At 41.7% G+C, this 12,213-nt stretch carries 13 protein-coding genes; 4 read left to right on the plus strand and 9 right to left on the minus strand.

The annotated features are described in order from the left end of the window. Nucleotides 1–675: 675 nt before the first annotated feature. The 7 genes from DACET_RS06295 to hemE form a co-directional block, all read right to left on the minus strand. Nucleotides 676–1,152, minus strand: a complete 477-nt coding sequence (locus tag DACET_RS06295; protein ID WP_013010546.1) for a hypothetical protein — start codon at nt 1,150–1,152, stop codon at nt 676–678. A 19-nt stretch (nt 1,153–1,171) separates the two neighbouring features. Continuing rightward, nucleotides 1,172–1,582, minus strand: a complete 411-nt coding sequence (locus tag DACET_RS06300; RefSeq protein ID WP_013010547.1) for a hypothetical protein — start codon at nt 1,580–1,582, stop codon at nt 1,172–1,174. A 12-nt stretch (nt 1,583–1,594) separates the two neighbouring features. Then, nucleotides 1,595–1,930, minus strand: a complete 336-nt coding sequence (locus DACET_RS06305) for a hypothetical protein (protein ID WP_013010548.1) — start codon at nt 1,928–1,930, stop codon at nt 1,595–1,597. Further along, nucleotides 1,911–2,483, minus strand: coding sequence for a UbiX family flavin prenyltransferase (locus DACET_RS06310; protein ID WP_013010549.1), 573 nt, complete (start codon nt 2,481–2,483; stop codon nt 1,911–1,913). The genes DACET_RS06305 and DACET_RS06310 overlap by 20 nt, the downstream gene beginning before the upstream one ends. A 7-nt stretch (nt 2,484–2,490) precedes the next feature. Beyond that, entirely contained in the window at nt 2,491–3,339 is an 849-nt protein-coding gene (locus tag DACET_RS06315; RefSeq protein ID WP_013010550.1) for a UbiA-like polyprenyltransferase, read from the minus strand. A 74-nt stretch (nt 3,340–3,413) separates the two neighbouring features. Then, nucleotides 3,414–4,361: a ferrochelatase gene (hemH, locus tag DACET_RS06320; protein WP_013010551.1), complete on the minus strand. Its 948-nt coding sequence runs from the start codon at nt 4,359–4,361 to the stop codon at nt 3,414–3,416. Beyond that, entirely contained in the window at nt 4,358–5,371 is a 1,014-nt protein-coding gene (hemE, locus tag DACET_RS06325) for a uroporphyrinogen decarboxylase (RefSeq protein ID WP_013010552.1), read from the minus strand. The genes hemH and hemE overlap by 4 nt, the downstream gene beginning before the upstream one ends. Before the next feature lie 136 nt (nt 5,372–5,507). Between hemE and DACET_RS06330 the strand changes: the two genes are divergently transcribed. The 3 genes from DACET_RS06330 to DACET_RS06340 all read left to right on the plus strand — a co-directional run bounded on the left by DACET_RS06330 (nt 5,508) and on the right by DACET_RS06340 (nt 8,438). After that, on the plus strand, nt 5,508–6,293 hold the full coding sequence (locus DACET_RS06330; RefSeq protein ID WP_013010553.1) for an endo alpha-1,4 polygalactosaminidase: 786 nt from the start codon (nt 5,508–5,510) through the stop codon (nt 6,291–6,293). A gap of 108 nt (nt 6,294–6,401) precedes the next feature. Further along, the gene (gene serA, locus DACET_RS06335; protein ID WP_013010554.1) at nt 6,402–8,036 is read left to right on the plus strand and encodes a phosphoglycerate dehydrogenase; all 1,635 of its coding nucleotides are present in this window, start codon (nt 6,402–6,404) and stop codon (nt 8,034–8,036) included. A 6-nt stretch (nt 8,037–8,042) separates the two neighbouring features. After that, complete coding sequence (locus DACET_RS06340; RefSeq protein ID WP_013010555.1) at nt 8,043–8,438, plus strand: secondary thiamine-phosphate synthase enzyme YjbQ; 396 nt, start codon at nt 8,043–8,045, stop codon at nt 8,436–8,438. A 162-nt stretch (nt 8,439–8,600) separates the two neighbouring features. Here DACET_RS06340 and DACET_RS15490 read toward each other — a convergent pair whose 3' ends face one another. Further along, nucleotides 8,601–9,542: a GGDEF domain-containing protein gene (locus tag DACET_RS15490; RefSeq protein WP_013010556.1), complete on the minus strand. Its 942-nt coding sequence runs from the start codon at nt 9,540–9,542 to the stop codon at nt 8,601–8,603. Continuing rightward, the gene (gene lysS / locus DACET_RS06350) at nt 9,535–11,004 is read right to left on the minus strand and encodes a lysine--tRNA ligase (RefSeq protein WP_013010557.1); all 1,470 of its coding nucleotides are present in this window, start codon (nt 11,002–11,004) and stop codon (nt 9,535–9,537) included. Before lysS ends, DACET_RS15490 begins: the two co-directional genes overlap by 8 nt. 183 nt (nt 11,005–11,187) lie before the next feature. On the opposite strand from lysS, the gene DACET_RS06355 reads away from it, so the two are divergent. Beyond that, nucleotides 11,188–12,204: a rod shape-determining protein gene (locus tag DACET_RS06355; protein ID WP_013010558.1), complete on the plus strand. Its 1,017-nt coding sequence runs from the start codon at nt 11,188–11,190 to the stop codon at nt 12,202–12,204. Nucleotides 12,205–12,213 lie beyond the last annotated feature (9 nt).

Here is a 12,213-nt window from a genome sequence, read left to right on the forward strand (position 1 = left end):
TTTTATAATATCATATGTAGAAAGATGAATTGAGTGACTCGGGAGTTAATTGCAGTGTGGGATTTATTCATAAAATCGCAGATTTAATAATGATATAAAAAATCAATTATGTATACTGTATACGAGCTCGTGTAATTATAATAGTGTTATATAAAAATCAAAATACTTCATTGTCTGCTGATGCAGGTGTTCACAGCAGATGCTTGATTACAGAAATTAAGATGCATTTCTCAATTTTCATGAGTGGTTATAAACAAGAATACACTATGGATGAACAAATTCATATCGAAGTTGACTTCTGAGTAATTTAATTAATTCAAAAAAAAATAGATTCCCACGGGTAAACCCTTGTTTCTATTGCTTCGCATGTGCTTAACACACTAAGTTACAACTTCGTTGTCACAGTTAGAACATGTGCAAAATACGTCACTGCAAAGCCCACAGGGCTGTGGCAACCTCTGAACTCGTTAGTTAATCCTGAGATTGCTTCGTCATTTTACATTCCTCGCAATGACTTTTAAGCTCTAAAGCTGTGATTAGTTCATTCATCCACGCATAAATGCCTGGTGTCCTGCCTTAGACCGCATAAAATATACCGAAAATGGGTATGGGGTTTGTTCTGAGTTGTTGAAAGTGAAAAGCGGTTTTTAGCATTAAAACTAAAAACCGCAATTATTATTTAATGAAAAGTATAATTTCCCCTGTAACCTCATCAGGTTCAACAAGGGGGGTAGCTTCGTCTCTGGTAATAAGGAAGCTGTCTTCCTGTACTGGTAGATATTTGTAATGGATTTTGATCACCCCTGCTGTTTCTTTGGCAATGTTGAGTGTCATTTTTTTGTGGGCTCTGTTTTTTAGGCTGCCCAGATTCTTATAATTATAAGAAACCTTTGAATCAGAAGTTATCTGACCTCCATCCTCATAGTTTACAGTGAGGCTTTTCATAAATATCTTTCCGACATTTTTTACAGACATATTTATGATTTTTTTATCCGGCATGTCCTTAACGCTGTAGAATATTGCTATATGATCATCTTTTGCAGATTGATCATAGGTTGTTTTCAGGTCATCTGTGGAGTTAAAGCCCATTTTTGGTCCATAGCAGCCGACAAGCAGCAGCAGAAGCACTGGCAGTAGATAAAATTTGCGCATAATGATCTCCGGTTTAGTTTTAGTTGTTATTTTTCCCCTCTTGCTCCTCTGTGTCTTCTTCAGATGGTTCCACAGGGATAGAGTTCGCCGTCAGAACCTTCTGTGATTCTATATTTACAATATCAACATCATCATCAGCTTCATCTGGAAGGTCTTCTTCAGATTCTGTTGAGGCAGCCTTCAGCAGTTCTTCTTTCTCACTGATATCGTTTTCTATGTTTTTAATATAAGTGTAGTCAGGCTCAAAAAGTTCCGGATCAAGCTCCCCGTTCTCAATAAGCTCCAGAACTTTGTTTCCCAGTAATGTTGTTCGTTCGTCTTTCTTTTTGTTGAGAGAGGTGATCTCTATTTTGATCTTACTGGTTTTGGCAAATTTAAGGATTTCATTTTTCCCCTTATCAAAGCTCTCTTTAACCCATTTGGTATCCATTGGTTCCTCCGGTTAGTTAATGATCTGGTCTATTCTGGACTTTTGCCAGAATATCATAGCCATCATTATTATATTTAATATAAACGAGATGAAGAATAATGCCATCCATCCGTTGAAACTTTTATCAGTAATTTCTAAAAACGATGAATCCTTGAGGTGTATCCAGTTACCGTCGGATGTGGCAACGAAATCAGACGGAAGATATTTGCCTGTTTTTATCCCTTCTGCTACCTGTTTCGCTGAAATGTTTTTAATTACCAGCCCGTTCAGCAGCTTTATATTATAAGAGTCGGATTTACTGTTCAAAGTGCACCGTGTTGACAGGTATTCAGCCGTTCCATCTTTCATAAAGGCTGTGTTGTATATTTATTATATCAAATATTTTGCCCACTATAAAGGATATAAGATCATCAATCGTATTTGGTTTATGGTAAAAGCCCGGGGCAGCAGGCATACAGACTGCTCCCGCTCTGGTGAGCTTTGTGAGATTTTCCATATGTATCAGACTCAGAGGTGTTTCTCTGAAGAGTATCACAAGGTTTCTGCGTTCTTTCATAGCAACATCAGCACATCTTTCGATAAGATTAGAGCTGACCCCTCCCGCTGTTCTCCCTACAAACCCCATTGACGCAGGAGCTACGATGTACGAGTCTACCATGAACGAACCGCTTGATACCGGTGCAGCAAAATTTTTATGGTTGTGCAGAATGGCATTTTTGCCAAGTGAGCTTAGGAATTCTTCTGCTGACTTGTGTTCTGTGCCGAGTTCTATGTTTATGTTAGTGAGCCCGTCAGGGGTTATGCAGAGGTGAAGTTCGCATTTGTCTGCCAGCTCCTCTATTAGTTTTTTGCCATAGAGAGCCCCGCTTGCACCTGTAATCCCCAAAAATATCCTTTTCATAGCTGCCTCATATCATAAGGTCGAGAAATGTAAAAACGCATATGCTGACACTAATATAAGCATTCAGATTAAAGAAAGCCATGTCGAGGCGTGAGAGATCCTCAGGGCGTATGATTGAATGCTGATATACCATAAAAACGCCGGTGATTATTATTCCTACCAGATAAATATAGCCCAGATCAAAATATATCCATGTATATAGAAATATCAGAAATGATATTATGTGAAACACCCTCGCAAGGTTCAGAGAATTTCTGAGTCCAAGGTATTTGGGGATAGAAAAGAGACCTTCGTCACGGTCAAAGTCGATGTCCTGACAGGCATAAACGATATCAAAGCCTGATACCCAGAAGAGAACTGCCATGCCGAGAAGCACTATGCCTATATTGACTGAACCTGTAACGGCTGTCCATGCCCCGATGGGAGCGATGCCAAGAGCAACGCCGAGGACTATGTGGCAGAGGAACGTGAAACGCTTTGTATAGGAGTAGAGTATGAAAACTGCAAATGGAACTGGGGAGAGATAAAAACATAGCGGGTTAAGCATGTATGCTGCGAAAAAGTAAACTGCAAAAGATATTATGACATAAAGAACCGCTTCCCTGACTGAAAGCCTGCCTGCCGGTATGTCTCTGTTTTCTGTTCTGGGGTTTCTTGCGTCGATTTTAGCATCTGCCACACGGTTAAATCCCATTGCGCCGCTTCTGGCTCCAAGTACAGCTACGGCTATCCAGAATATTGTCATAACAGACGGTAAACCTCTCGCTGCCAGAAACATACCAGTGAAAGCGAAGGGGAGGGCGAACAGTGTGTGTTCGACTTTTATCATGCTTAAAAACGTTTTGAATTTTTCCACTTTAGTACCTGTAAAGATTAATATGTAAAAAGAAAATTAACACACGAATTTAGACTTGCCAATATTGAATGTGTTTAATGAGTGATTACATTCAGGAAAGCATCAGAGAAATCATCTGAATCATTCAGGCTTTCGATACGTACAATGTTTAGCCCCGCTTCTGTTACGTGGGGGATGTACTGTTCGTCAAGTTCGATAAGTGTTTCTATATGGTCTGAGACAAAAGAAATAGGCACAACGATTATGTTGTCTGTTTTTTCCTCTGTTAGCCTCTCAAGTTCCTTGTCTGTGTATGGCCCTACCCATTTTACAGGACCTGTCCTGCTCTGATACGACAACCCGTATGATCGCGGGTTTGTCATTGCAGCGAGCTTTTCCATCTGTTCTTTTATGTGCAGGGTGTACTTATCCCCTTTTTGGACAGTATATTCCGGTAGAGAGTGTGCAGAAAACTGAATATGACACTGCGAAATATCTTTGCCGAGCTTTTGTGCAGCGTTCATGATGCGGTCAGCTATGCATTTATTGTACGTTTCATTCATGTGCCAGTGCTTTATTATCTTCGGCTCTTTCTTAAGGTTCTGAGCCTTGTAAAACCTATCGAAACACACGCCTGTGGTTGTATAAGAATACTGAGGGTACATAGTTGTTACGATGATATTTTCGTAATCAGTGTTTTCGTGAGTTTTGACAGAGTCTTCAATATAGGGGTGGTAGTAGCACATGCCGATGTCAGTGACAAGCTCCCTTCCGGTGGATGCCTGATAGGCCGGCTTTATCTTTTCCAGAAGTGATTTCAGATATGGGAGCTGCGGTGAACAGCCCCCTAATTTTTCGTATTCCGGCGCCACTTTTTTAGAGCGTTTTTTAGCTATCTTTTTTGCAATAAAGGTTTGCAGTGTACCGCCAATGTGAAAATCTATTATGGTACGATCCGAGAAGAGGTTAAAGAGAAACTCCTCAATCCCCTCGATACTGTCGGGACCGCCCATATACATTACATAAAGCAGGTCTTTTTTCATGCTTCCCCTTTGACTATTTTAACAAGATATTCAACATTTTCTCTTGGTGTTGGCGGAAGTATCCCATGTCCGAGGTTGAATATATGCCCTTTGAGGTCTTTGCCTTCTGCAATGATCTTTTCTGCTGTTTCTTTGATAGCCTCTTTGCTGCCGAAGAGAAGAACAGGATCAAAGTTGCCCTGAAGTACAAACTTGCCTTTGCTCAGTCTTTCGTCCGCATCTTTAAGTGTTGCCTTCCAGTCCACACCCATGCCAGCACAGTTGAGCTTGCCGATAGTGTCGTAAAAGCTGAAGCTGTCTTTGGCAAAGTATATGAGCGGAGCACCTTTCAGGTTGTTTGCTATATGCTCAACATAAGGGAATATATATTTTTCGTAGTCGTATGGGGATACCACACCGGCCCATGTGTCAAACATCTGTACAACATGTGCGCCGTTATCTATCTGCGCCTGAAGATATTTAAGGGTAGAGCTTGTGAGTTTCTCCATCATGATGCGGTATGTTTCCGGGTCTGTATGTATGAGAGTTTTTATATTTTCAAAGTTTTTGGAACCCGAACCTTCTACCATGTAGCATGCGAGGGTAAAGGGCGCACCGGAGAAGCCTATAAGCGGTACATCCAGCGCCTTGACAAGCTTACGCACTGTTTCCATAACGAAGGGTACATCTTTCTCCGGGTCGAGCTCACGGAGCTTGTCTGCGTCTGCCATAGTTCTGATTGGGTTGGCAATTACCGGAGCAGGGTTGAAGTCGAGCTGGATCCCCATAGGCTCAATAGGGATAAGTATATCAGAAAACAGTATAGCGTTATCAAACCCGAAAGCCTCGATAGGCTGAAGTGTAACTTCTGTGCAGAGATCGGGTGTTTTGCAGAGTTCGAGAAAGGATACTTTTTTGCGTATCGCTCTGTACTCCTCCATATATCTGCCTGCCTGACGCATAAACCATACGGGGGGTCTTTCTGTTTTTTCACCATTGATAGTTCTTAATAAAAGGTCATTGAAAGCCATATAGATCCACCTCAATAAAAATGTTTGGTGCTGTATTCAACCAGTAAAAAGTGTTTGCTGTCAAGTTGTTTTACAAAATTTACCTTGTAAACTCACCTGGTAAAGGTAAAATTGATAATGCTATTCAGAGGTTAATATGCGTAACATATTTTTTTGTTTTGTTCTGCTTGTCTTTACAGGTTGCGGAGGGTCATCAGGTTCCGGAACTGCTGCCGGCGAAATATGGCAGCCTGAACCGGGCGCAACATGGCAGATTCAGCTTCAGGGCGAACTAAACACCTCTTATGATGTTCAGGTATACGATATTGATCTTTATGACACGCCTAAAGCTGTGATAGATGACTTGCATAGCAGAGGGGTGAAAGTCATATGTTATTTCAGTGCGGGTTCGTACGAGAACTGGCGCTCAGATGCTTCAGAGTTTCCTGAGGCGGTCATAGGCAAAGACCTTGACGGCTGGGAAGGGGAGAGCTGGCTCGATATACGGAACACCTTAACGCTGATGCCCATTATGGATGCCCGTATGGATATCGCCGCTGCGAAAGGGTGCGATGCTGTTGACCCTGATAATGTTGATGGGTATGCCAACGACACAGGTTTTCCGCTGACAGCATCAGACCAGTTAATCTACAATAAAATGCTTGCAGATTCAGCCCACGAGAGAGGGCTTGCTGTTGGTCTTAAGAATGACATTGATCAGATAGACGATCTTGTTGATTTTTTTGATTTTGCCGTAAATGAGCAATGTTTTTATTATGATGAATGTGGATCGCTCCTTCCATTTATTAATACGAATAAAGCAGTATTCGGAATTGAATATGAACTCGAACCAGACGAATTTTGTGATAAGTCAATAGTTTATGGTTTTTCGACTCTCTTGATGGATCAAGCTTTAGATGGTGATATGTATTCATGTCGGTAACATAATTCAATTACTAGAAATTTAGTATGTTTTACCTTGTCAAAAAAAGGCTGGTTTGTTATTATCGGGACTCTTCAACACATATATATATTATATAGAGGTTAGCTAATGCCCAAATATAAGGTGCTTATTACAGATCACATCTCTCAGGACGGTGTGAACATTCTCAAAAGTGACAAAGATATAGAAGTCGACATTCAGGCGGGGATCAAAAACCCTGATCTGAAGAAAATTATCGGCAACTATGACGCTATCATCACCAGAAGCGGTACAACTGTTACTGCTGAGCTGATAGAGAACCCAGGGAAACTTAAAATTATCGGTCGTGCAGGTGTCGGTCTCGACAACGTAGACATCGAAGCTGCCAGTATGAAAGGCATCATAGTTATGAATGCTCCCACAGGGAACACCCTTGCTGCCTGTGAGCTTACAATGGGGATGATGCTCTCCGTAGTGCGCAAGCTTCCTCTGGCGAATCAGGTTACAAAATCGGGTGAGTGGGACAGAAAGCGTTTCATGGGTATTCAGCTTTACCAGAAAACCCTTGCCGTTGTCGGGCTAGGCCGTATCGGCGGCAATGTTGCAAAAAGATGCAAAGCGTTCGACATGAAAGTCGTAGCTTATGACCCATATATTAAAAAATCGAGAGCAGAATCCCTCGGGGTCGAGCTCTGTAATTCTCTTGAAGAGGCTATTTCTCAGGCGGATATTATTACTTTCCACACGCCTCTTACTGATGAAACAAAAAACCTGATCACAAAAGATGAAATTGCTAAAATGAAAGACGGCGTTGTCATCATTAACTGTGCAAGGGGCGGTATCGTAAATGAACTGGATCTTGTGGATGCCTGCAAATCCGGCAAAGTGACTGCTGCGGGGCTTGACGTTTTTATGTCTGAACCGCCTGTCAACCACCCTTTCTTTGATGTAGAGAACATATATGTTACTCCACACATAGGCGCAAACACAGCAGAAGGGCAGTATGGTGTTGCAGTTATTATTGCAGAGCAGGTTGTGAATGCACTTCATGGCAGATCATATAAAAATGCTGTTAATATTCCGTTCATGAAAACTCAGCTTCCTGAAGATATGCAGAAATATTTCGAGCTGCTTGAGAACATCGGTCATATGGCGGCACAGCTCACAAAGGGCAGACCCGAAAGAATTGAAATTCAGATGGTCGGTCATAAGTTTGAAGAAGATTTCGGCGAGCGTACTTTCGACACTCCATTCAACTTTCAGCCATTTACTGTCGCCGGTCTGAAGGGCTTTATGGAAGTTGCTGTTGCTGAAAATGTATCTTTTATCAATGCTCCTTACGTTGCAAAAGAACGCAACATAGACATAATAGAGACCAAATCTGCTCACTATGATAAGTATAATGACCTTGTTATGGTGAAAGTGAAAACAGATGTTGAAGAGAAAATATACGCAGGTACAGTCTTTGCTGACCAAACAGGGCGTATTGTAATTTATGATAAGTACTACACAGACCTTATAGCTGAAGGGACTTTCCTTTATTTTAATAACCTGGACAGACCTGGAATAATCGGGAAAGTCGGTACTATATTAGGCAAACACAGCATAAACATTGCGGACTTCGACCTCGCAAGAAACGTTAAAGAAGACGGCGAGGCTGACGCTGTGGCATTTGTGCGAGTTGATAGCAAAGTTCCGGCAGGAGTGCTCGACGAAATACTGGCACTGGACGGCATGCTTGAGGCGAAAGTTATTACTTTCTAAATATTGATGGAAACAATATCCGTAAGGACTAAGGACAGAAACTCGTTTATTGAAATAACGGACGAAATTGCCGGCATTATCAGCAGAAAAGGGTGGAGTGATGGCATTATCGTTGTCTATACACCGCACACTACGTCTGCTGTGACTATAAATGAGAATGCTGACCCTGATGTACAGTCGGATATGAAGGGTTTCCTTTCAAAGTTAATACCAAATCTGTCGGAGTTCCTCCATGCTGAGGGGAACTCTGACAGCCATATAAAATCATCTCTTGTGGGCTGCTCTGAAACTGTTATTGTTGAGGACGGACATATGATTCTCGGCACATGGCAGGGGATATACTTCTGTGAATTCGACGGTCCGCGCACTCGGAAAGTCCACCTTAAATTTATCAAATCATGAGTCACTACGAACTTTATAAAACGGTCATTACTAATATGGATTATGTCATTGCGAACGCAGTGAAGCAATCTAAGAAGTTTTGCAGTGTTTCATGATGTCAGATTGCTTTGTCACGCTGTTCCTCGCAATGACAAGTATGGGCGTCATTGCGTACGGCAGGTTTTAAAGGTCTTCTGCGTTGAGGATAGTTGTGCGGTTTCTCCCTTCTGACTTGCTGATATAAAGAGCCTTATCTGCTATGTTCACCATGTACTCAACATCTCTGTAGCTTTTACTGTATTCAGTAACACCTGCGCTAAATGTAACTTTAAAACAAACTGTTTCACTGGAAAATATAGTATTATTAAGTTTTTCGCGTATCCTGTCCAAAACGACTACAGCATCCGTAATATCTGTTTCTGTGAAGATAATCGCAAATTCTTCACCACCGTATCTGGCTGCTATATCGGTGTTTCGTACTGTTTCTTTGATGATATTTGCGAATGCTTTCAGAACTTCATCGCCTTTGACATGCCCGTATTGGTCATTAACACGCTTGAAAAAATCGAGATCAAGTATGGCTATGGTAAAGCAGTTATTGTATCTTTCAGAGCGAACCATTTCATCTTTCAGTTTATCTTTGAAATAAGAATGGTTAAATAGCATTGTTAATCCGTCTTTCTTCGCCATCTGTTCAAGGAATTCGTTTTGCTCGAGAACGTTTGTGGAAGCAAAAGCTAGTTCGAAAATGGTGGATTCCATCTCTTCATTCTTTTTTTCAAGTTCGATTGTAAGCTCTTTATGTTTTAAGAGGGCATTAAACCTTATTGTAATCTCATTAACAGGATCACTTTTCAATGTGAATGTAAAATAGTGTTCTTTGGAAAGTTCAAGAAGAAGATTGTCGTGGCATATGTCTGAAATAAATATAAAAAAGTTTTCAGTAGAGAGTATTTCGTTTAGAGTTTCTTTAGTGCAGTCTTCCATCACTTCGTAAAGGATGACCTCGCGGCTCATAGACACGAGATCATCCGTATTGACGAATTCTACATTTTCGAAGAGTGACTCAATGTGTTTTTGAGCATCTTCAGTTTTAATTCTTGCGTAGATCTTTTCTTTAATCAATATCTTCCGGCCTCATATGCGGAAACAGTAGTACGTCTCTGATGGACTGGCTGTCTGTGAACAGTATAACGAGTCTGTCTATGCCAAGTCCGGCGCCTGCTGTTGGCGGGAGACCATATTCAAGTGCTCTGATGTAGTCTGTGTCCATCATCTGAGCTTCTTCGTCTCCGGCTTCTTTAGCAGCAACCTGTTTTTCAAAGCGTTCCTTCTGGTCCATTGGGTCATTTAGCTCGTTAAAGCCGTTGGCTAGTTCAAAGCCACCCATGAAAAGCTCGAACCTTTCTGTTGTTTCAGGGTCGTCAGCTTTTGATTTCGCAAGTGGTGAAACTTCTTTCGGATAATCTATTATGAAGGTCGGGTTGAACAGTTCGTGTTCACACAGCTCTTCAAATATCTCCATGATTATTTTACCTTTTCCCCAGCTATTATCAACATGAATACCTGCTTTTTTTGCAGCTGCCTCTGCGGACGCCCTGTCCTTAAGCATTTCGGGGGTGATGTCAGTCATGGAGCAGATGGCGTCATGCATAGTCATTCTTGCCCACGGGCGTTTAAGGTTCATCTCTTTTTCTTTGTATGTTAGTTTCTCTTTTCCGTTTAGAGATACTGCTATACCGCAGATCATTTCTTCTATCATGTCCATAAGCCCGTGATAGTCGTTATAAGCGTTGTACCACTCAACCATTGTAAATTCAGGGTTGTGTCGTGTAGATAGTCCTTCGTTACGGAAGTTTCTGTTAAGCTCGAATATGCGCTCAAAACCGCCTATAACGAGTCTTTTCAGATAGAGTTCAGGTGCGATACGCAGAAAAAGGGGCATATCGAGAGCATTGTGATGTGTTTCAAAGGGTTTTGCCGTTGCGCCGCCTACGATAGGGTGCATCATAGGGGTCTCAACTTCGAGGAAGTCCCTGCCTATGAAAAACTCGCGAACTTTCTGAATGATTAAGCTTCTTTTGCGGAATGTCTCTTTCACTTCATCATTTACTATGAGGTCAACGTAACGCTGGCGGTATCTTGTTTCTACATCTTTGAGCCCATGCCATTTCTCAGGCAAGTCACGCAGGGCTTTTGTCAGCATTTTGTATTGTTTTGCGCAGATAGTCAGCTCATCTGTTTTGGTTTTGAACAGAAATCCCTTAATGCCTATTATGTCGCCGACATCTGAAGTTTTGAAAATTGCGTGATCCTCGTCAGAGATTTCACCTTTTTTAACGTAGACCTGTACGCTGCCTGTGCGGTCTTTGATAGTCATGAATGCAGTTTTACCAAACTCCCGCATTGCCATGATACGCCCTGCGACGTCGAAGATGACAGTTTGCTCAGGCAGGTTTTCTTTTTCAACATTCTTATATTTTTCAACGACATCAATGATATCGTGCTCAACTTTATGAAAGTTTACATAGGGTTGTTGGTTTTGTTCTTTAATCTTTTCCAGTTTGTCCAGACGATGTTGTTCCATTTAAATTATTAACTCCAGTTTTCTGATTATATTTGTTTGACTTGTTATACAAAAAACTTTAATCTATTACAATAAATAAATTCCTTCCGGTACAATGTGTTAGTTTCTCTTGCTTTATTACAATTTGTAGACTAAACATTGATATCTAAGAAAGAATACCCCAAATGGGAGGGTGTACGAACTATGGGTTTTTTCGATATGTTTTCAAACGATCTGGCTATAGACCTAGGAACAGCCAATACTCTGATATATGTAAAAGGAAAAGGCGTTGTCTGCTCAGAGCCGAGCGTAGTCGCCATTAACAACCAGAATAACGAAGTCCTCGCTGTGGGGAGTGAAGCTAAGAGCATGCTCGGGCGAACTCCGGCAAACATCGTGGCTATCCGTCCTATGAAAGACGGCGTTATCGCAAACTTTGAAGTTACAGAGCGGATGCTCAAAAACCTCATACAAAAAGTTCATAACAGGAAATCTCTTGTCAGACCCCGCATTGTTATATGTGTTCCGTCAGGAGTGACACAGGTTGAAAAACGTGCGGTCAAAGATTCTGCCATTCAGGCAGGGGCAAGGGAAGTTTATCTTATCGAAGAGCCAATGGCTGCGGCTATCGGTGCCGGGCTTCCTATTGAAGACCCGTCAGGCAATATGGTTGTCGACATTGGAGGCGGTACAACTGAGGTTGCCGTCATATCATTGTCCGGTATCGTTTACGCAAACTCTGTCAGAGTCGGTGGTGACGAGATGGACGATGCTATTGTTAACTATATTAAGCGCAAATATAACCTTCTCATCGGACATGGAACAGCAGAACAGATTAAAATGAAGATCGGTACATGCTTTAAGATGGAAAATGAGATGAGTATTAAAATCAAAGGTCGCGACCTTGTTACGGGGATACCTAAAACTATTGAGATAACTGATGAAGAGGCGAGAGAAGCTCTTGATGAGGCAGTTACTAAAATTATTGATGCTGTCCGTATCGCCCTTGAGAAAACACCCCCTGAACTTTCTGCCGACATTGTTGACAGAGGCATAGTTCTTACAGGCGGCGGTGCTCTTCTGAAAGGACTGGATAAAAGACTTTCCAACGAGACAGGGCTGCCTATCATCGTTGCTGACGAACCTCTTATATCTGTGGCTTTAGGTGCAGGCAAGGTGCTTGACAGCCTTGAACTGCTTAAAAAAGTCACAATAGACTGATAACTCCGG

It is taken from the genome of Denitrovibrio acetiphilus DSM 12809, from assembly GCF_000025725.1.
GTDB lineage: Bacteria > Chrysiogenota > Deferribacteres > Deferribacterales > Geovibrionaceae > Denitrovibrio > Denitrovibrio acetiphilus.